Raw genomic sequence first — 20,041 nt, forward strand, 5'->3', positions numbered from 1 at the left:
TTAAAATTATCATTAGGGAGTTGAGTAATTTGATTAAATTAATTGCTTTGGATTTAGATAATACTTTATTAAATTCAAATAAAAATATTAGTGAGCGTAATGAAAAAGTTTTAAAAGAACTCCATGCAAATGGAATTAAAGTAGTGCTTTGCACAGGCCGTCCAATCAATGCGGTTTGGCGTTATGTTGAACAATTAGACTTATTAGGGCCCAATGATTATACTGTAACTTTTAATGGTGGTATGGTGATTAAAAATGCTACCAAAGAGGTTTTGTTTCAAGATAGTTTAAAGTTAAAAGGTTTTAAATTAATTCACGATTTTGCGAAGGCTAATAATTTACCATTAGATGTATTAGATTTTAAACAAGTTTATTCATTAACTGATTTAGTGAAATCTGATTATAAAGAAGTTTTGAATGCTAATTTAAAATTTGTTAACGCTAAATTTGAGGAACTACCTAATCAAAAATACAGTAAGGCTATTATGTCAGCAAGTGCTGAAAAATTAGATAGTGTAAGAAGTACAATGCCTGATGATATTAAAAATAATTACCACATTGTCCGTTCACAGCCTCAAATTATGGAATTTTTAAAGCCAAGTGTAAATAAAGCAAATGGACTGGAACATCTTTTGCGTAAATTAGATTTAGATTTTAATAATTTAATGACCTTCGGCGATGCTGAAAATGATATAGAAATGCTACAAGCGGCTAAACTGGGGGTAGTGATGGATAATGCCAAAGATAATATCAAAAAAATAGGTAATGATACTACACTTGATCATGATCAAGATGGGGTGGCTTACTATTTAGAAAAATATTTTAAATAAAAAAGATGTCTAGCTTACACTAGACATCTTTTTGTGTTGTTTTTATTTATTATTTTTGAATAGGGTAGTTAAGTATTCCATGAATGTAGCTAGATATCTGTCTTTTTCAACTTGAATAGCCACACTTACGGAAGGATTAGCATCACTTAATCTTGCAGTATCACCAATTGTACGGCCATATTTTTCTTTGTCAGAATTTACAACCATATCAATATCTAAGGTAGTGGCAAATGATGGATCACATGCAATTCCAACTGCTAATGGATCATGTAATGAACAACCGCCAAGTTCAGGATACATTTCATCATAAATATTAATGTAGTAATCTACAATATCGGCAAATTTTTCACCAGCAGCAGTGCCTAAATCTCTCCATTGCTGAGTTTCTTTTTTAGTTAGTAGGGTTCTTAAAGTAACATCTAAACCAACCATAGTATCATGTAATTTATTTGTGAATACATAGTTAGCAGCTTCAGCATCTTGTTGAATGTTAGCTTCTGCAAATGGTGTCACGTTACCAGGTACGGTTAAAGCACCACCCATTAAAGTTACATTGCCAATTAAATCGGCTATTTCAGGGTCTTTTTTCAAAGCTGCAGCCAAATTAGTTAATGGTCCGGTAGGAATAATAGTTAAATCCTTACCCCATTTACGAGCAGCTTCGATAAAGAAATCAACTCCTGATTCTTTTTCAGGTTTTCTTTGTGGTTCTGGCAAATCAACTTCACCGATACCATTTTTACCATGAATGTGAGCGGAAACGGGCATTACATCAAAATGGTCTGTCATTTCCGAATGCGATTCACCTATGTAAACAGGTACATCCGTTGCGCCTAATAATTCTAAAATTTTCAAAGAGTTTTTAGCAGCTTGTTCTACTACAACGTTACCATAGGAACTAACTATTCCTACTAAATCAGCATTAGGAGCAGCGACTGCATAAGCAATTGCCATTGCGTCGTCTACTCCTGTGTCCAAGTCTAAAATTAACTTTTTATTTGCCATAATCCAAAGAACCCCCAAATAAATATGTTTGAACATGTAATAACATGTTAGCTGTATTATATTGCTAAATTAGAAAAACTTAAAGTATAAAATAAAAAAGGTCGTCCTTAAACGACCTTTTATTTGAATAGAAATTCGGCAATTATCTTGTCGATTTCTGGATTTTCATGTAGCATAGAATGTTCGGCAGATAGTGGTCCAGCTTTGTATAAATGGAACTTATAGCTCTTAACATGTGGGGCAACTAATTTACCCATTGGCTTTACAATATCAACTGCTTCTTCAGCGTCAGTTCCAAAGTTATAAATCTCACCAGCAATGTTTAATACCTCTAAATTTTTAGGTAAATTTTTAACACGGGGATCTTTTTTGGGATAGTCATTAGCAATACTTACAAACTTATTTACTTTAGGAACATTTTTTTCATTTGGATGGTTAACCATATATTCATATGCAATTTGTCCACCGGAAGAGTGTCCAATTAAATTAACAGATTTAATATGGTAATTTTTATATAAGTATTTCATCACATTAGACATTTGGTAACTTTCTTTGATGGGATGCGTATTGTCAGAAAATAGTAGTTGTACTAATGGATTATTATTGCCTACTTTAGCATACTGCTTAATCGTAGAAACTTTTCCATCACTAGAGATGTGTAATCTTAAAGTTCTTTTAGCTACCTTATGTTCGTTGAACTGTTCAATAAAATCATTAGTTGATACAGCATTTCCACCATATCCAGGTATGAATATGGTTGCGGTAGAAGTTTGTTTTACTTTTAAATCGTTTAGGACACTTCCTCTAAATATCCAAAGAGTGCTCGTAATAAAAACTATAAATTCTACTAGTAGTACCAAACCAATTAGAATCTTTTTACGTTTATTGTGCATTATTGTACTTCCTTTGCTAAAGTATAATTATATGACTAATAATATCTTAAATGAAAGTCAAATAAAAGGAGATAAACAAAATGAATGAAAATATTTATGATATTACAATTATTGGTGGAGGGCCAATTGGAATGTTTGCCGGATTTTATTCAGGCCTTCGAAATGCTAAGTTTCAGATAATTGAAAGTCTCTCAGAATTGGGTGGACAAGTTAATGCTTTGTATCCGGAAAAGACAATCTTAGATGTAGCTGGTTTTACTGGTCTTACTGGAAGAGAGTTAATTAAAAATTTAAAGTCTCAATTATTGACCATGAATCCGGAAATAAAATTAAATACAACCGTCAATGATGTGGAAAAGGTTGATAACTTATTTAAAATAACAACTGATAAGGAAATTACTAAAAGTCGTGCAATAATTATTGCTACAGGTAATGGTTCCTTTAAGCCACGTAAACTGCTAGCTGAAAATGCTGATAAATTTGAGAATAAGCAAATTCAATACTTCATTAAAAACCTTGATGATTATAAAAATAAAACAGTTTTAGTTGCAGGAGGCGGAGATTCAGCAATTGACCAGGCTCTGATGTTAGAAAAAGTTGCTAAAAAAGTTTACTTATTACATCGTCGAAATGAATTTCGCGGTTTAGAACGAATGGTTAGTACGTTAAAAGATTCATCAGTAGAACTTATTACACCGTATTTAATTAAAAAAGTTGAAGAAATTGACAATGGTCAAATTGAATTAATGGCTAAAAAGATGCGTACTGATGATGAATTTATCAACATTGATGTTGATAAAATGATTGTAAATTATGGCTTTATCGCAAACAATAAAGCCATGCAAGCTTGGAAAATTAATTTGGAATCTAACCATCGACTACTCGTGGTTGATGAAACCATGGCTACTAACATAAAAAATATTTATGCGATTGGAGATCAAGCTACCTATCAAGGTAAACAGACTATTATTGCGACTGGCTTGGGAGAAGTCCCATTGGCAGTCAATGGAATCATGCAAAACTTGTATCCAGACAGTAATGTTCCCATTCATAGTACACAGTTGTCTAAATAGTTCCTATTTATGTTTAATCTCTTTTTCTAATTTTTTAACTTCTTTAGTTAAATTATTAATTTGAGTCATCATTTGGGTCATTTGATCATTATAGTCTTTATTATTTTTATCACTATTAGTGAAAAAATCAGTAATCGTAGAAGTTAACAAACCAATAAAACCAATTCCGCCAATCATTAGGAATGCAGCAACTAATTTTCCACCTAACGTATGTGGTGAAATATCACCGTAACCGACAGTAGTAGCAGTTGTAATTGACCACCATAAAGCAGTTGCTAAGTCGTAATTCTCAAAATGTGCGAACAGTAGTGAACTGATTATTAAAATTAAAATACTGACTGAAAATAAATATATGAATCCAGTGTCGTATATAAATCGATGTGTTTCACTCGTGAACTTGCCATCAATACCTATTTTCCAAAGTAAGTTATATTTTCTAATTATTCTAATAATTCGATATAACCTGAAAAATACAAAAATAGGGTGACCTGGAATTAGTGATATTAAATCTAAAGCGGTTTCTAACAAATAATGTTTTTTATTTTTAGCAATCGCAAACCTAACTAAATAGTCAATAATATAAAAAATCCAAATTCCAAAATAAATCCATTTAATGGGATTCTCATATATATCAACAACTTTTAAATAGTCTAATAGGACCATTACTGATGATAATGAAGCGATTATTACGATAGATATATCGTATGAAAGTTCTAAATTATATGCAGATTTATATTTCATATATCACACCTGTTAAATATTTATATACTAACAATTAAAAATAGACCTGTTTTAATAAATAAGCAATAAAAAAACCAATAATATAATAAATATTATTGGTTTTTTTATTATTTACCTTGATTAGTATCTGGATTAACAATTTTAATTCGATTAGAATCAGTAACTTGATGTTTAGCCTCTGGAGCATCTGTTTTGTACAAGCCAGTGGTAGACTTATCACCATTTTTTGAAACTAAACTAGTCGATTTTTTACCTAATTTATCTTCGATTTTGCGTTCTTTAGATAATCCATTAGAATAATTGTATTTTCTTGGATCGACTGGTGTAAAGTCCTTTAATTTGTAAAATCTTAGTAAGTTTTCCTGATTTAAAGAATCCGATAAACTTAACTCATTATTTACTTTATCTTGAATTTTACTAAATTTTTTATCTTGTTGCTTATTAGGTGATATTAATTTGCCAGTTTTATTGCTATAAATATTGCCATTAATTCCAGTATAGTCAGGGGTAACCCAGTCACGATCTCTAAATGCTACCACTGAATCATGTTGGTCGGAAAATAGGTCGGTTCCAAATTGAATATAGTTTTTAGTATTGATACCTAACAAATGCATCAATGTAGGTAAGACATCAATTTCACCGCCATAAGTATGACTAACATGGCCATTTTTAATACCGGGAATATTAAACATTAATGGGACTCTTTGTAGTTGAGCATTATCAAAATTATTCCAGTCGTCTGGATTTTTACCTAATATATTAGCCAAGTTATTATTCTCAGAATTGGAAATTCCGTAGTGGTCACCGTATAACATAATCATTGAATTTTTAAGTAATCCCGATTTTTTGAGATAGGCATAAAATTCTTTAACAGCTTGATCTAAATAATTGGCAGTTTTAAAGTAATTATCAGTTGAAGTACTACCAGTATTAGGTACTTTAAATTTGGAATCCTCACTATCCAAACTATATGGGAAATGATTAGTTACGGTAATATATTTAGCATAAAAAGGTTGTTGCAGTTCTTGCAGATACTTAATTGAATCTTTAAATAATAATTTATCTTTAAGGCCATATCCAAGGGACTTATCGCCAGAAACATCGTAATAACTAGCATCAAAAAAGTATTGATAACCCATGTTTTTGTAAACATTATTACGATTCCAAAAACTAGCTACATTTCCATGAAATACAGCACTAGTATAGTTACCTTGTTGATTTAAAATGGCTGGTGCGGCTTGGAAAGTGTTGTCACTACCGAATTGAGTAAATAATGAACCTTGTGGCAAGCCAAAGGTACTTGTTTCTAACATATTTTCAGCATCTGAAGTTTTACCTTGACCAACTTGATGGAAAAAGTTGTCAAATGAGTACGTTGATTTACTATGGAACAACTTATTTAAAAATGGCGTGACTTCTTTACCATTTATTTTTTTATCAATTAAGAATTGTTGAAAACTTTCTAGATGAATAATAATTACGTTACGTCCTTTAGCAACACCAAACATTTTGGGATTAGGCTTTGCGTAATGGTCTTGAGTATATTTTAAGACATTATCAAATTGGGACTTAGTGGCCATAGCTCTAAGATCTTTATTGTGTTGCTGTTTAATAGCATCATATACTGTAAAAGAGTCTAAGCCTAAATATTTTACAATGTAAGTTCTATCAAATGTACGAGTTAGTAGTTGTGGACGATCCATTTCGCCCAATGATAAATTAATTGAGAATAGTGCAATTGCCATGGATGAAATAGCGGCCCCTTTTTTTAGACTACGCTTATTTTGATCCATTTTGATTACCTTAAATAGCAATAATAGCAATACAATAACTATATCTATCCAATAAAAAACATCATGAGGCATAGTCAAAGCTAATGATGCTCCACTTAGTCCTTGATTAACTTTTGAATATCCAGTCATTGTACTAACTGTCATAAAATCAGTAAATTCTCTGAAATAAATTACGTTTAGATATAGAAGCACAGTGTTTAATATATCTAAAATAATTGCAGCAATATAAAACATACGATTTGATTTTATGTATAGTGCAATACTAAAAATTAAAACTGTGGTTGCGATGGGATTAATTAAGGCAATTAATAGTTCAAAAAAATTATTAATACCTAGTTGAAAATCAGTAAAATATGCATATACGGTTTTTAACCAAAATAGACCTACTAATAACCAAAAAAAGCCGATTCTTTGATTTAAATTATTTTTAATTTTATTTATTAAATTCAATATTGTGACTCCTTTAGTGTCTTTTTAAACTACTTAATACTAACAGAATTAAACATAAAATGAAGATTGTTTTTAAATGTTTAACAAAAATACATAAAACATTAACTATATGTAGTATAATTTACTATTATAACACTATATATAGTTGCAAAAAAATCAAAAAGAAGTATTATTATAAGTATAAAGATTACTCGGGGGTATGTTTTTTGGAAAATATTGTTAATCAAAATGCTAAGTTAAAAGTTTATACCAGTAATGATAAATTTATTAAATGTACTCCCGAAATGATTCATAATATATTACTATTATACACAAAAAATTTAGAAGCAATTGTGCGAACAGAGCGTTTAGTAACAGTTCAGTTAGCTAACTATTCGTCAATTAAGCTCAACGATTTAAATGTTATGATTTATGAATCTTTAGAAAAACTAAGGTATCATGATGTTGCTGAAAACTATTACAGACTTAATTTATAATTAAAAATAAAAAGCACTCTAACAAAAGAGTGCTTTTTATGTATGGAATTAAGCTAACTTTCCATATCCAACTAAGTTCCACCAAGGAGCATTGATATTTTCAGTAACAACACCACGGTTTTGGGCGTCAATCATTTTTCCGTTACCTACGTAAATACCTACATGGTAAACGTTACTTCTTGAACTACCGAAGAAAACTAAATCACCCTTGTCTGCATTCTTAGCTGATACGCGTTTTGAATCATTATATTGTGCTTGTGCCGTTCTAGGTAATTGAACATTTAAGGCTTTTTTATAAACATAACTAGTAAAGCCTGAACAATCGAAAACGTTAGGACCAACTGCTCCATATACATATGATGAACCTAACTTATCCTGAGCAACATCATATGCTTGAGCAAAATCTTGGTCTGAAATATCTGCTTTAGCATTAATATTTGACATACCTAATCCTGAAACTAAAAGTGTTGTACAAGCTACAATGCTAATTACGAATTTCTTTAACTGTTTTCTCATAAAAATTAATTACCTCGTTTTCATATTTGTTACTAACAACTATAGTAAAAGATTATGACAAAACTGTAACAAAGCTGTTGCAAATCAATTAAATCAAGGTTTCATCACTGTAATTTAATTGATTTGTAATACTAAATGATTAATTCTCGAATATGTGTTAAATTATTTCTTGTATATAAACTAAAAGTGGGGTGGATATATGATTCCATCGACAGTTCAATTTAAAAAGCTTATTTTTAAGATAGGTGAGGTAAGTAAAATGATTGACGTTTCGCCTCGCCAAATAAGATACTGGGAATCTAAAGGTTGCATTGAATCTTTGCGTGGCAACGAAAATAGTTCTAGAGTTTATGACTTTCATAATTTTATGAAAATTAGTTCAATTAAATATTTTTTAGATCAAGGATATACGTTACAGGGAGCCATTGATCAAACAAAAAATCACATTAAAAATATGGATTTTCTAAGAAAATTTCTAGAAAAATCATATCATGGAATTCAAGAATTAGATGGTGAAATGGCAGTCAACTTAGGCTTTTTTAATGCTGAAAAGTCTGAAATATTATACGGAATGCTTAACGAAAATGATGAAATTGAATATAGAGTTATAAAAAAATAACGTGTACTTAAAATGAGTACACGTTATTTTTTATCTGTATCTGAAACCATCTCTTAAACGAATTAAAAAACTGTTATTGCTATTTTGTAGCATTAAACCTTTATAAGATCTACCAATAAACCATGATATCGAAACGATTGTAACCACTAAGATTATGATAGAAATACATACTTCACTGATTCCAACATTTCCGTTGATTATTCTTGTTGGCATGAAATAGTTTGAAAGTAATGGTACGTATGAACAAATTTTATAAAACAAACTATTAGGGAATTGCTGGAAAGCATTTGATAATAAGAAAGCAACAATTGAAACTAATACGACTGGTTGGGCTGCTTTATTTGCATCTGAAGCTTTAACGACTAGTGCTCCACATACAGCAGATAAAATTACATATAAAATGATTCCTAAGATTGTATACAATAATGGAATTCCTAGTAAATTATTAATTACTAAATTTATAAAGTGTTGATTTTCCTTAATAAGCGGATTACCTGCATTTAATTCATAAACGACAATTCCACTAATTATATATATACCAATTTGAGTTAAAATTAACGCAGCAATAGCAGTTATCTTTCCAATAAAATATTTCATCGCAGTGGTACTTGAGAAAATGACTTCAATAATTTTAGAGCCTTTTTCATTTGCGATAGCTTGAGCTGTAATGGAACTATAAATTATTAAAATAAAGTACATTGCAAATATGCAAATCGTTATAGATAAATGTTTAGCATCTTTATTTTCATCATAACCATGATTGGATTTACTTGAAACAGTTGACTTAAATATGGGTTGATTATTCATAATTTTTGCTTGTTTCACATTTAAGCTAGCGTTATCAGCATTTAATTTGTTTTGTACAGTATGAATATAATTTATGACGTGATTTTTAACATCTGAGTCCATATCATCGTTTCCATGATATGTTGCCGTAATTTGTTTCCCGTTATTGTTTAAACTTACATACCCATCAATATCACCATTCTTCACGGCATTTTTGGCTTGCTTTTCGTTATTTATTTTATGATCCATATCTTTAGGGTATTCTTTTACAAAATTATTTCTTATTTGAGTTTGATTGGAAATTAAAGCAGTTGAAGGTTCGTTATCTTCACCTGATGACGAGCTGCTACTATTACTCATCATCGTAATAGGTATCATGACGAGTAGCGCTAATACTAATGGCAAAAAGGCACTTAATAAGAAAGTTATTGATTTTATTTGTGATTTGTAAGTTTCACTAATAATTACCCATAATTTATTCAATGTGTTCACCTGCTTTCATTTTAAAAATTTCATCTAGGGTAGGTGGTTCTTGACTGAATTGATCAGTGTATTGATTACCAACTAATTTTTCGAAAATTTCTTTACCGGCTGATTCGTTATCAAGCTGAATGAGGTAGTGATTTTTAAATCTAGTTTGTACTGATTTTATATGATCGAGCCATAATAATTCTTCACGAGTTTTATCAGTACTGATGTACAACTTGGTTTTTCCAAAACTATCTCTAATTTCTTGGGTGTCGCCATTTAGAACAACATTTCCGTTATTTAACATGACTAGTCGGTCACATAGTTCTTGAACGTTTTGCATGTTGTGACTGGAAAAAATAATAGTTGCCCCGTTATCTTTGGCTAAAAAGATTTCTCTTTTTAATAAATCAGCATTTACAGGGTCAAGACCACTAAAGGGTTCATCTAAAATAATTAATTTAGGCTCATGAATTAGTGTACATATTAATTGAATCTTTTGCTGGTTCCCTTTTGATAATGATTTAATTTTGCTTTTTTTAGTTCCTTTAACTTCAAATCGATTCAGCCAATCATCAATTTTAGGTTTAATTTCCGCTACGGTTTTATTTTTAAGCCTAGCTAAATAAATAATTTGTTGTTCAATAGTTAAGTTAATCATTAAACTACGTTCTTCCGGTAAATATCCAATGTCATTAAAATCGTTTTCAGTAATTTGATGACCATTCCATTTTATATCACCGTCGTAATTGATGAAATTTAGAATACTGTGAAAGGTGGTTGATTTACCAGCTCCATTTTGTCCAATAAGGCCGGTTATGTGTCCAGCTTGAGCTATGAAGTTGACGTTTGATAATGCTGTTACATTTTCGAAAACTTTATGTAGATTTTTAATTTCCAACATAATTAATCCCTCCTTGCTGCTTAGAATAGCTAATGAACACTTATAAAGCAAGCTTAAATTTTAAGCATTTGCAAATTATCGTATTTTATTTACTGATATTTACCACTTATTTACTAATTATTACCGCTTGAAAAAAATTCATTACACAAATCAACAATTACCATAAAATATTAGTTATTGAGAAGGAGGATTAATTATGAGAATATTGGAAGCTAAAAATTTAACCAAGATTATTGCAGGCAAAACAATTGTTAATAATATAAACATAGAAATTAATAGTGGGCGGTTGGTAGCTTTGTTAGGAGTCAACGGTGCTGGAAAGTCTACGACGATTAAAATGCTAACTGGAATAAATTCGCCTACTTCTGGGGATGTTGAAATTGATGGAATCAAGCCCATTAATAAATCTTTTAGTCATAAGATTGGAGTAGTTTTTCAAAATAGTATTCTAGATGCTGATTTAACTGTAAAAAATAATCTCTGGACTAGAGCCAAAATGTATAAAAATATCGATAAAAATTATGTAAATAGCTTGATTGAAGAACTTGGATTACAAGGCATTTTAAATCAGAAATATAAAACGTTATCGGGTGGTCAACGTAGAAAAGTTGATATTGTCAGGGCTTTAGTACATAAGCCTAAAGTATTATTTTTAGATGAACCATCAACGGGCTTAGATATTCAAACTAGATCCAAAATATGGCAATTCATAAATAATTTAAAAATTAAATATCAGTTAACTATACTTTTAACAACTCATTATCTAGAGGAAACTGAGCAATCAGATTACGTGTATGTAATTAGTAATGGAAAAATATTAGCTGCAGATAATGTATCAAATCTAAAAGCAAAATATGCTGAGAATACTTTAAAAGTTAGGTTTAAAGATAATTCAAAGGGCATTCAATTTTTAAATGAAAATGCCATAGCATATCGCTTAGTACATAATAAGTATTTGCTTTCAATACCAGATGACGTTTCTGCCATCAGAATAATTAGTGCAATGCAATCTAATGTTTTTGATTTTGAGTATCAACACGGGACCATGAACGATGTATTTCTGAACTTAACAGGAAGTAGGTTGGATGAAAATGATTAATCTAACAAAAAGAAATTTAATCTTATATTTTAGTAATAAATCAAACGTATTTTTTTCGCTACTAGCTTCATTAATTTCCTTTGGCTTATTTATATTATTTATAAAAAACAACTTACAAGCTCAATGGCATGCTACTTCTATTTATAAAGGACTATTAGATAATTGGATTATCGGTGAAACTTTGAATACCACTGCAATCAGTGCTTCGCTAACTGCATTAACTAGGTATGTATATGATAAATCAAACAATGTGATAGCTGACATCAGTTTAACCGATTTATATTTTAAACATTTGCAAGCTAGTTATCTTTTATCAGCGATGATTATTAGTACTATCATGCAATTATTTACATTTTTATTTATGAGTACTTATTTTAGTTTAGCCGATAAAATAAATTTTCAATGGAATTTAATTCCAACAATTTTACCGACTATGCTTTTTGTAAGCTTAGTTTGGACTTCTTTTGGATTTATAATCGCTAGTTTAATTAATAATCAAGATGCTTTATCTGGATGTTATTCTATAATTAACACTTTAGCAGGATTTTTTGCTTTAGTTTATTTTCCTTTGATGACGTTACCTAAATTTGGTCAATTGATTATAAAGCTTACGCCTACACCTTATGTTTCTGCTATTTATCGTAATATTTTAATGCATGATACAGTAAATCAAGCTTTTAAAAATACGCCTTTAAAAATTGTAAATAACTTTAAAGACCAAATAAATATCAATATAGGTAACTTTAAGACTTTGAGCAGCCAATTTTTAATTTTAATAGGATTTATTTTGCTTTTTATTTTTATAGCATTGATAATATCTTTAAGACAAAGAAAAAACTTAATTGACTAGTTTATGATAGGAGGGATGTTTTGCATGAAAATTAATTTCTCACAAGATAATAATTTAGATGAACATGAGATATTGGTTGATGTGCATGCATCCCAACTATCGAGTGAAGTAGTTGATTTGATTCATAAGTTGGAAAGTTTTGAAGAAAATAGTAGCAAGCATGTATCCATTTATTATCGTGATCAATTCATTATGTTAAATCAAAGTGATGTAATTTCTGTAGAAGTTTTAAAAAATAAGTTGACCATTAATACCACTAAAAATACTTATGAAACCAACGGTAGTTTAAAGAATATGGTTGATAAGTTGAACCATGACTTTATTCAAATCAGTAAATTTGCAGTTGTTAACATTAATCATTTGAAATCAATGGAAACAGCATTTTCCGGTAACATGACAGCATTTTTAACTAACGGATTAAAAGTACATGTTAGTAGAAAATATTTACCTAATTTAAAACAGCGTTTGGGGATTTGAGGTGAAAAAATTGAGAGTCCTTTTTAGAATATTAAAAGAAGGTTTAATTGGAATGATGATTGGTTCATTTATTGAAATTCTTGGAATTGCTTTAGATAGTAATCCTAATGTAATTCATCCTAAATCAGCAGCCTGTTACCTGATATTTACTTTTTTTATTGGTGTTTTATCTGAAATTTTTTTGATTGATAGTATTGAATATTATTTAGAAATAATTATGCATGCTGTAATAACTTATTTGTTATTTTATATATATAACGTTCTATCGAGCGGTATAAATGCATTTAAACTTAGTTTTTTTATTTCATATACAATAACTTTTATTGCAATATATATATTTGCTTGGATAGTGGTTATAATTTTTTGGAAGAAAGATACTTATCAAATAAATAATGCTTTAAATAAGCGAAATAAAAGATAAGGGAAACGTGTGTTAATGTTTCCTTTATTTTTTGTTTTAATTTCAATATAGTGATATGTTTTTATATAGTTTGAGATTTATTCAGATAATGCAATTATATTTTTTATTTGTATTACTTTTGTAAATTTAAAAATGAATGCTAACTATAAAATCTTACTGGGAGATGATTATTCATAATGCTTTTATTAATATTAGGATTTATTGTTGGTGGATTTGTTATAATCATGGGTGGTGGAGGTGCTGCTTTATACCTTGGAATTTTAACATTGGTAGCACACGTTTCACCATCAACTGCTACGGCAACCTCATTATATGCATCAATTCCATCCTTAATAATAGGCGCATACAGTCATTATCGAACAGGTAATATGAAATTTAACTATGGAAATAAAATGTTGATTACGGCCGTACCATTTACAATTATTGGAACAATTTTATCGCATTATATTTCTAGTAAGATATATTCTTGGCTGATTTTCTTAGTTTTCTTTTGTTTAGGATTGCAAATAATTTACCAATCTTTTGGTAAGAAAAAAGCTAGTAAAAAAATGAATCCTAATCGTTCTTACCTCTTCGGTGTTTTATCTGGATTAATGGTTGGAATCGCTGGTATGTCGGGTGGAGGTCCAGTCGTTGCAGGTCTTTTGCTAATGGGATTAACAATGCCACAGGCTGCGGCTAGTTCATCTTATGTTTTGATTGTAACATCCATAGTTGGTTTGTTTATGCATGCTACAACAGGACACATAGCTTGGGGTGCAGGTAGCTTATTGTTGTTTGGAGCAATTATCGGCGCTGCTATAATGCCAAGGGTATTAGCTCGCTTTGACCAACGAAAAGTTACTAAGATATTAAGGCCCACGATGGGAATTATAATGTTGATTATGGCATTTACTTCTATATTCTAAAGGAGACTTATGTATGAATAGTAGACTAAAAGGTTCAGAAATTTTTCGAAATGCTTTAATATTTTTTGGAATGTTCGTTCTAGTTTTAGGTGGTTTTCAATTTCTGCCACTATCGCTAATTAATGATCATAGTGGCGTATTGAAAAATATTTTGGCCAGCGTAGCTTACTTCGCAATCTACGGGGTGCTAATCTGGTTATCAATAGCCTGTTATAAGAAATATGGAAGACATTCAATTAATCAAAAATTACGGCCATATGATTTTAAAATGGCGATTATGTTTTACGGTATTTCTATTATTTTAGAAATGGTTTTATCTGTCCTTAATATGGTTATATACAACAAGACGACTAGTTCTAATCAGCAAGCAATTAATGAGATGCTTAATCGAAATCATTTAACATTAATTTTAATGCTATTTGGACTCATTATTTTGAGTCCAATTTTAGAAGAATTGGTTTTTCGAGGAATATTGATGGATTCAGTATTTCAACCTGGTGCAAAATGGTTACCTATTGTAATAAGTGGTGCGTTATTTGGATTGGCACATTCACCTGGCTTTAATATTTTCTTTATACTAACTTATTTTGAAATGGGTTTCTTTATGGCCTATGTATATCGTAAGACTGGAAATATTAAAGCAAACATTACAATGCACATGTTAAATAATTTGATTTCTTCAATTGGCATTATTCAGATTATGTTTCAAAAATAAAAAAGATTACTTAGAAAATTTTCTAAGTAATCTTTTTTATTTTTGAAACGTTTTGTGAGAAAACCCCTGTTTTCAAACATGGGATGAATCACATTAGTTTCCCTATGGTATAATATCCATCAGGAATGTGGTGTTAGCAATGGTTTTGAGAGCAATCAAGGCTCGAATATATCCAAATGATTCTCAGCAACAACAAGCAATGATTAATTTTGGTTGTTGTCGTTTTGTTTGGAATCAATTATTGAATATGCAAATTGAAAGATATGCGAATGGCGGTAGTTTCGTTCGTGAATTTGATATGAACTTGTTAATTAAAACACTTAAAAATGAGTATTCGTGGTTAAAACAAGCCGACAGTACCTCATTACAGCAAGTATCTCGTGATATACAGGATGCCTACCAAAGATTTTTCAAGAAAAAAGGTAGTTTTCCTAAATTCAAATCACGTAGATTTCCACGCCAATCATATACTTCAAAGTGTGTATCTAATAACATCAAAGTCATTGATGACCACCACATTAAGATACCTAAAATAGGGGTCATTTCATATCGTTGTGGTAGACAAATCAAAGGTAAGATAAAACGTGCTACTTTGCGATTGTCTGCCACCAATAAGTTCTACCTTGCTATCTTAGTTGAAGTCGATGTTCCCTTGTTTGAGAAAACCAATCAAACAGTTGGAATTGACCGCAACGTTGATAATTTGATAGCAATGTCTGATGGCACTATCGTGCCAACTATTCATTTTGATAAGAACCTAGCGTATAAAAAACATCAATGGCAAAAGAAATTAGCCCGAAGACGTGCAAGAGCATTGAAAGAAATTGCATGGGACAAACACAATCGTGTGTTAGAACCTCGCAATATTAAAGACTTTCGTAATGTTGAAAAAGCACGTATTATGGTTGCCAAGTATTCCGAAAAGGAACGCAACCAAAGGACTGATTATCTACAAAAATTAAGCACTAAAATAGTGAAAGAATTTGATTTGATTGCGATTGAAAAACTAAGTACTAAAAATATGCTAAAAAATCATAAATTGGCTCGTGCTATCTCTAATCAAGGTTGGTATGCACTTCAACAAATGCTGGAATACAAATGTAAGTGGTATGGCAAAGAACTTGAATTAGTTCCTGCTAAAAACACCACTCAAACCTGCTCTGCTTGTGGTTATTTACTACAGCAAAGTGAAAAATTGACCTTAGATGTTCGTGCTTGGGTATGCCCTAAGTGTCATACTCATCACATTAGAGATGTCAATGCAGCTAATAATATTCTCAATTCAGCAACTCAATAGGTATGGACTGCCTTTAGTAAATAGGTGTAACCACTACAATTATAGATAACCGCAAGGTTATCCTTTACTCAGTTGCAAGTCAGCACCGTTCCTATAAGCCACGGTTTTCAAACCGTGGTAGTTCACTTTGTGACTACATTAATGTCGTTATCAAAATATTCACACATGTAAACATCATCAATGTTATCGACATGGTGTTCTTGTAATTTTTGTTTAAGCCAACTTTCGCTTTTGCCAGATTTTTCAAGCGCGTCTTCTAAGATGTCACCACGGGCAATAACCAACAAAGAGTTGTCCCTATCTTTTTTAGTATTTACGATTAAACTTCCACCAGCAGTTAAAATAATTTCATCAACTTGATTAATCGAATTGATACCTTGTAAATGGATACTGTGCATTAATTGATCCATTGGCATTTTAGCGGCCTCAAAATTTTCAACATTAAACCTACCTTCAGACATTAAAACTAGGTCTGAACCATCAATAGATTGTTTAATCTTAGGGTTAGCTTTTTTAATTAATCTAATTGCTAATAGTAATGCTGTCCAAAGAGCCATAGTAATTACTGATTCTAAAATAGAAACGTCAGTACTCAAAACGTTACCACCAATAATAGCACCGACAACCATATTAGATATTTGATCAGTAGGAGTTGCTGGTGCAATGCTACGACTTGTTGATATACGACTGTATAATAATAATAAAATAATAGCTAAAAGCATCTTAATAATAACTAAATAATAATGTTCCATTTTTATATCATCTCCAAGAAATATTTATACCACTATAACCATAATATATCAATGTTTTGGTTAATTAAAATTTATCATTTACATTTTTAAATTAGATATGTACAATATATAGTGTTGTTTTTTATTAATCACTTTAAATGTACGTACATATGGTGTGCTAATTAACAATCGAATAATATCTGAAAAGAGGATTTCTCGTTGACAGCATACTTCAAATTTTTAGGTCATCAGTTAAAAGGATGGCCACAACAAAATTATTACTTATTTTTCTTTAGTTTAGGATGTCAAATTATGACATTGGTAAACGCACCGATTACATGGTTATCATTTTTAACTTTTGTTGGAACTACTTTAGGTGTGTTATGTGTATTAGCAATTAATGCTGCTAAGTCTATTAATGGTGTTTTAGGAATTTTATCAGGAATTTGTTTTATAATAGTAGGTCTTTCAGCTAAAAACTACTTAAGCATTGGTGAACAAGTAGCATACATTTTAACTTTAGACATTCCCGTTTTACTTAGTGCCAACTGGAATGTGAACATGGTATCTAAGATTCGTAAGTTCACTGCCAAAACCTGGGTTATTTCACTATTATCGACATTGATAGTATTCATTATTTCTGGTTACTTAATTGGTGCTTTCACCGATGATCCTAGACCTTGGGTTGACGCAATGAGTTTTTCAATTTGTTTTACTGCTGGAATTATTTGTTTCTTGAGATACAATAATCAATACTTCTGGTGGTTAGCTTCAGGAATTGCACAACTAATTTTGTGGTACATTTCATTTAGACAAGGTTCAGCTACATTAGCAATGTTTATAAATAGTTGTGTCTATGTTGCCAATGATGTTCTAGCATTTACAGTGTCACCATGGTTCAATAAAAAAGAAAAAGAGCGTTTAATAAAAGAAGAAACAAAATACGCTATGAACGTAAATAAATAATAAGAAAAAGCTAAAATGTTTAAATTTTAGCTTTTTTATTTTAAATTAATTGAAAGATATATTTGATAGTGTTATAACTATTCTAAAGGAGATGTTATTATGAATTTTGATGATATCAAAAATAAGGTAAGTAAAACTGCTAACGATATGAAAGATAAGGCAAGTAAAACTGCTAGCGATGTAAAAGACAAGGCACAAGATGCAGCTGGACAAGCTAAAGGTAAAGTATCTGAAGTATCAGGTAAAGCTAAAGGCAAAGCAGCCGAAATGTCAGGTAAAGCTAAGGAAAATATTTCTAACCTAACAAAATAGTTTCCAAAATAAAAATAGTTACTATCATTATGATAGTAACTATTTTTATTTTATTTGTTTTTCTTAGCAATATGAATTATTAAACCAATAAATAATCCAATGATACCTGGAATAACCCAGTCCATACCTAAGCTAGCAAATGGAAAGTAGCTGTTATGGAAACTAATGATAGATTGCATGAAGCCATTATTAGTTGAATATGCTGGTAATGATGCCAACATGTCCATGAATGCAGGAATTGTAATACATATAATAGTAGTAATATAAACAATTGAATCTTTTTTAAATAGTGGTGAAAAGATGGACAGGATGATTAGAAAGATTGCGTAAGGATATAGAAGCATTAAAACTGGAGTTGACCATTGAATAATGGTGCTTAAACCACAGTTAGCAATGATAAAAGATAATCCACAGTTAATTGCTAGCCATTGTCTATAGCTAACCTTAGGAAAATGATTATGAAAATCTTGAGCAAATGCTGATACTAAACCAACTGCAGTTGTCAAGCAAGTTAGGGTCAATAGTGTGGCTAGTAGGGCGTTTCCAGTTGATCCTAAATAGTGAGTCATGAACTGATTAAAAGTAGGACCACCATCAGCAGCAACTTTAAATAGTTCAAGAGAAGTTGCACCAATCCAAATTAAGATTACGTAAATAATTCCAACTAGGATTTCTGATAAAATACCGGCCCAAGCAGTTGCCTTAGCATTAGATTTTGGAGAAGTTTTACCTAGTTGTTTAACAGCAGTAACTACAGTAACTCCAAAAGCTAATCCAGCAAGGGCATCCATGGTGTTGTATCCTTCTAAAAATCCATTAAAGAAAGATGCATTCTTGTATTCAGGAGTGATGTTTTGAATTCCGGCATTGCCCATTGGATGTAGGAATGCTAATAGGAATGCTATGAATAATAAGATTAAGAAAATAGGATTTAATATTTTACCAACCTGTTTAGTAATATTACTTTCCTTGTAAGAAATCATATAAGTTCCTGCAAAAAATAACGCTGAAATAATTAACAGTGCAATTCCTGAATATTTAGCAGGAATCATTGGTTGAAAACCAACTGAAAATGTAACAGTTGCAGTTCTAGGCGTTGCAAATAGTGGCCCTAAAGTTGCGTGAACTAAAATCATAAAAATAATAGCAAATTTGTTTCCAAGTGGTTTAGCAATGTCATAAACGCCATTTGATTTAGTAATACTGATGGCTAAAACTGATAAAAGTGGTAACAAAACTCCTGTACATAGGAATCCTAAAGCAGCACTGATCCAATTTGAACCAGCAAGTTGACCTAAATGAATTGGAAAAATTAAATTTCCGGCTCCGAAGAATAGTGCAAATAATAGTGAGCTAATAATTAAGTATTGTTTGATAGATAATGGCTTGGTGTTTAAATCTTTTGTATTTTCCATTTAATGTTTCCTCCAATTTATAATGCGTATGTTTTTTTATTAGTTTATTTACTCACGCTATTTTCCAAGTCATCATCTCCTTTTTTGCTATGAAAATAAAAAAAGCATCCATAATCTGTAAAGATTAAGGATGCTTGCGCACGGTACCACCTATAATTATAAATTAAAATAATTTATCTCTCACGTACTAAATAATACGTTGACACAGTAATGGGTGTACCCAATATACGTTACTAAAATTTCGGTATATAGCTCCAAAGATACTTTCATGAATAAATCATTTATCTCGTTCACAC

The 20,041-nt window shown here is 30.6% G+C and carries 22 protein-coding genes and 1 other annotated feature (1 of these 23 running past the window's edge); of the genes, 13 read left to right on the top strand and 9 right to left on the bottom strand.

The annotated features are described in order from the left end of the window. The first annotated feature begins 29 nt into the window (after positions 1–29). Complete coding sequence (locus FD06_RS00890) at positions 30–830, top strand: Cof-type HAD-IIB family hydrolase (protein WP_056965608.1); 801 nt, start codon at positions 30–32, stop codon at positions 828–830. A 42-nt stretch (positions 831–872) separates the two neighbouring features. Here FD06_RS00890 and FD06_RS00895 read toward each other — a convergent pair whose 3' ends face one another. Then, positions 873–1,835, bottom strand: a complete 963-nt coding sequence (locus FD06_RS00895; RefSeq protein ID WP_056965609.1) for a nucleoside hydrolase — start codon at positions 1,833–1,835, stop codon at positions 873–875. Positions 1,836–1,954: 119 nt separating this feature from the next. Continuing rightward, positions 1,955–2,728, bottom strand: coding sequence for an alpha/beta hydrolase (locus tag FD06_RS00900; RefSeq protein WP_054657485.1), 774 nt, complete (start codon positions 2,726–2,728; stop codon positions 1,955–1,957). An 80-nt stretch (positions 2,729–2,808) separates the two neighbouring features. Here FD06_RS00900 and FD06_RS00905 point away from each other — a divergent pair, with 80 nt between their 5' ends. Next, complete coding sequence (locus FD06_RS00905) at positions 2,809–3,801, top strand: NAD(P)/FAD-dependent oxidoreductase (RefSeq protein WP_056965610.1); 993 nt, start codon at positions 2,809–2,811, stop codon at positions 3,799–3,801. 3 nt (positions 3,802–3,804) lie between these two features. Here FD06_RS00905 and FD06_RS00910 read toward each other — a convergent pair whose 3' ends face one another. Further along, positions 3,805–4,542: a potassium channel family protein gene (locus FD06_RS00910; protein ID WP_056965611.1), complete on the bottom strand. Its 738-nt coding sequence runs from the start codon at positions 4,540–4,542 to the stop codon at positions 3,805–3,807. Between the two features lie 107 nt (positions 4,543–4,649). Next, the gene (locus tag FD06_RS00915) at positions 4,650–6,776 is read right to left on the bottom strand and encodes an LTA synthase family protein (RefSeq protein WP_082605237.1); all 2,127 of its coding nucleotides are present in this window, start codon (positions 6,774–6,776) and stop codon (positions 4,650–4,652) included. Between the two features lie 215 nt (positions 6,777–6,991). Here FD06_RS00915 and FD06_RS00920 point away from each other — a divergent pair, with 215 nt between their 5' ends. Continuing rightward, positions 6,992–7,261, top strand: a complete 270-nt coding sequence (locus tag FD06_RS00920) for a hypothetical protein (RefSeq protein ID WP_056965613.1) — start codon at positions 6,992–6,994, stop codon at positions 7,259–7,261. Positions 7,262–7,309: 48 nt separating this feature from the next. Here FD06_RS00920 and FD06_RS00925 read toward each other — a convergent pair whose 3' ends face one another. Continuing rightward, on the bottom strand, positions 7,310–7,777 hold the full coding sequence (locus FD06_RS00925; protein WP_056965614.1) for a C40 family peptidase: 468 nt from the start codon (positions 7,775–7,777) through the stop codon (positions 7,310–7,312). A gap of 199 nt (positions 7,778–7,976) precedes the next feature. Here FD06_RS00925 and FD06_RS00930 point away from each other — a divergent pair, with 199 nt between their 5' ends. Further along, positions 7,977–8,396, top strand: a complete 420-nt coding sequence (locus FD06_RS00930; RefSeq protein WP_056965615.1) for a MerR family transcriptional regulator — start codon at positions 7,977–7,979, stop codon at positions 8,394–8,396. A gap of 30 nt (positions 8,397–8,426) precedes the next feature. Here FD06_RS00930 and FD06_RS00935 read toward each other — a convergent pair whose 3' ends face one another. Together FD06_RS00935 and FD06_RS00940 are read right to left on the bottom strand one after the other, a co-directional pair. Further along, entirely contained in the window at positions 8,427–9,665 is a 1,239-nt protein-coding gene (locus FD06_RS00935; protein ID WP_056965616.1) for an ABC transporter permease, read from the bottom strand. After that, positions 9,658–10,554, bottom strand: coding sequence for an ABC transporter ATP-binding protein (locus tag FD06_RS00940; RefSeq protein WP_056965617.1), 897 nt, complete (start codon positions 10,552–10,554; stop codon positions 9,658–9,660). The genes FD06_RS00935 and FD06_RS00940 overlap by 8 nt, the downstream gene beginning before the upstream one ends. Before the next feature lie 196 nt (positions 10,555–10,750). Here FD06_RS00940 and FD06_RS00945 point away from each other — a divergent pair, with 196 nt between their 5' ends. The 7 genes from FD06_RS00945 (at position 10,751) to FD06_RS00975 (ending at position 16,321) form a co-directional block, all read left to right on the top strand. Continuing rightward, the gene (locus FD06_RS00945; RefSeq protein WP_056965618.1) at positions 10,751–11,653 is read left to right on the top strand and encodes an ABC transporter ATP-binding protein; all 903 of its coding nucleotides are present in this window, start codon (positions 10,751–10,753) and stop codon (positions 11,651–11,653) included. Continuing rightward, entirely contained in the window at positions 11,640–12,503 is an 864-nt protein-coding gene (locus FD06_RS00950; RefSeq protein WP_056965619.1) for a hypothetical protein, read from the top strand. The genes FD06_RS00945 and FD06_RS00950 overlap by 14 nt, the downstream gene beginning before the upstream one ends. 24 nt (positions 12,504–12,527) lie before the next feature. Then, entirely contained in the window at positions 12,528–12,980 is a 453-nt protein-coding gene (locus tag FD06_RS00955; protein WP_056965620.1) for a LytTR family DNA-binding domain-containing protein, read from the top strand. Between the two features lies 1 nt (position 12,981). Then, a complete protein-coding gene (locus FD06_RS00960) occupies positions 12,982–13,401 on the top strand; it encodes a DUF3021 family protein (RefSeq protein ID WP_056965621.1) in 420 nt (139 codons plus the stop codon). Between the two features lie 176 nt (positions 13,402–13,577). Then, positions 13,578–14,309, top strand: coding sequence for a sulfite exporter TauE/SafE family protein (locus tag FD06_RS00965; RefSeq protein ID WP_054657467.1), 732 nt, complete (start codon positions 13,578–13,580; stop codon positions 14,307–14,309). 13 nt (positions 14,310–14,322) lie between these two features. Then, a complete protein-coding gene (locus tag FD06_RS00970; RefSeq protein ID WP_056965622.1) occupies positions 14,323–15,024 on the top strand; it encodes a CPBP family intramembrane glutamic endopeptidase in 702 nt (233 codons plus the stop codon). A 139-nt stretch (positions 15,025–15,163) separates the two neighbouring features. Beyond that, a complete protein-coding gene (locus FD06_RS00975; protein WP_056965623.1) occupies positions 15,164–16,321 on the top strand; it encodes an RNA-guided endonuclease TnpB family protein in 1,158 nt (385 codons plus the stop codon). Between the two features lie 122 nt (positions 16,322–16,443). Here FD06_RS00975 and FD06_RS00980 read toward each other — a convergent pair whose 3' ends face one another. Then, positions 16,444–17,073, bottom strand: coding sequence for a DUF421 domain-containing protein (locus tag FD06_RS00980; RefSeq protein WP_056965624.1), 630 nt, complete (start codon positions 17,071–17,073; stop codon positions 16,444–16,446). A gap of 198 nt (positions 17,074–17,271) precedes the next feature. Between FD06_RS00980 and pnuC the strand changes: the two genes are divergently transcribed. Both pnuC and FD06_RS00990 read left to right on the top strand, forming a co-directional pair. Next, a complete protein-coding gene (pnuC, locus tag FD06_RS00985; RefSeq protein WP_056965625.1) occupies positions 17,272–18,018 on the top strand; it encodes a nicotinamide riboside transporter PnuC in 747 nt (248 codons plus the stop codon). A gap of 99 nt (positions 18,019–18,117) precedes the next feature. Beyond that, positions 18,118–18,330 (top strand): YtxH domain-containing protein, encoded by a 213-nt coding sequence (locus tag FD06_RS00990; RefSeq protein ID WP_054657459.1) that lies wholly within the window; start codon positions 18,118–18,120, stop codon positions 18,328–18,330. A 50-nt stretch (positions 18,331–18,380) separates the two neighbouring features. Here the strand turns inward: FD06_RS00990 and brnQ are convergent, their stop codons facing one another. Beyond that, positions 18,381–19,745, bottom strand: coding sequence for a branched-chain amino acid transport system II carrier protein (brnQ, locus tag FD06_RS00995; protein ID WP_056965626.1), 1,365 nt, complete (start codon positions 19,743–19,745; stop codon positions 18,381–18,383). Positions 19,746–19,868: 123 nt separating this feature from the next. Beyond that, positions 19,869–20,041: a binding site (T-box leader), on the bottom strand; it runs 58 nt beyond the window's last position.

Origin of the sequence: Apilactobacillus ozensis DSM 23829 = JCM 17196, assembly GCF_001435995.1 — a bacterium.
In the GTDB taxonomy this organism is placed as follows: domain Bacteria; phylum Bacillota; class Bacilli; order Lactobacillales; family Lactobacillaceae; genus Apilactobacillus; species Apilactobacillus ozensis.

Bases quoted from the DNA above. Each gene is read 5' to 3' on its own strand.
- brnQ (WP_056965626.1), bottom strand. From the start codon at position 19,745: ATGGAAAATACAAAAGATTTAAACACCAAGCCATTATCTATCAAACAA.
- FD06_RS00990 (WP_054657459.1), top strand. From the start codon at position 18,118: ATGAATTTTGATGATATCAAAAATAAGGTAAGTAAAACTGCTAACGAT.
- FD06_RS00975 (WP_056965623.1), top strand. From the start codon at position 15,164: ATGGTTTTGAGAGCAATCAAGGCTCGAATATATCCAAATGATTCTCAG.
- FD06_RS00895 (WP_056965609.1), bottom strand. From the start codon at position 1,835: ATGGCAAATAAAAAGTTAATTTTAGACTTGGACACAGGAGTAGACGAC.
- FD06_RS00940 (WP_056965617.1), bottom strand. From the start codon at position 10,554: ATGTTGGAAATTAAAAATCTACATAAAGTTTTCGAAAATGTAACAGCA.
- FD06_RS00965 (WP_054657467.1), top strand. From the start codon at position 13,578: ATGCTTTTATTAATATTAGGATTTATTGTTGGTGGATTTGTTATAATC.
- FD06_RS00930 (WP_056965615.1), top strand. From the start codon at position 7,977: ATGATTCCATCGACAGTTCAATTTAAAAAGCTTATTTTTAAGATAGGT.
- FD06_RS00955 (WP_056965620.1), top strand. From the start codon at position 12,528: ATGAAAATTAATTTCTCACAAGATAATAATTTAGATGAACATGAGATA.
- FD06_RS00900 (WP_054657485.1), bottom strand. From the start codon at position 2,728: ATGCACAATAAACGTAAAAAGATTCTAATTGGTTTGGTACTACTAGTA.
- FD06_RS00910 (WP_056965611.1), bottom strand. From the start codon at position 4,542: ATGAAATATAAATCTGCATATAATTTAGAACTTTCATACGATATATCT.
- FD06_RS00945 (WP_056965618.1), top strand. From the start codon at position 10,751: ATGAGAATATTGGAAGCTAAAAATTTAACCAAGATTATTGCAGGCAAA.
- FD06_RS00970 (WP_056965622.1), top strand. From the start codon at position 14,323: ATGAATAGTAGACTAAAAGGTTCAGAAATTTTTCGAAATGCTTTAATA.
- FD06_RS00925 (WP_056965614.1), bottom strand. From the start codon at position 7,777: ATGAGAAAACAGTTAAAGAAATTCGTAATTAGCATTGTAGCTTGTACA.
- FD06_RS00980 (WP_056965624.1), bottom strand. From the start codon at position 17,073: ATGGAACATTATTATTTAGTTATTATTAAGATGCTTTTAGCTATTATT.
- FD06_RS00950 (WP_056965619.1), top strand. From the start codon at position 11,640: ATGAAAATGATTAATCTAACAAAAAGAAATTTAATCTTATATTTTAGT.
- FD06_RS00905 (WP_056965610.1), top strand. From the start codon at position 2,809: ATGAATGAAAATATTTATGATATTACAATTATTGGTGGAGGGCCAATT.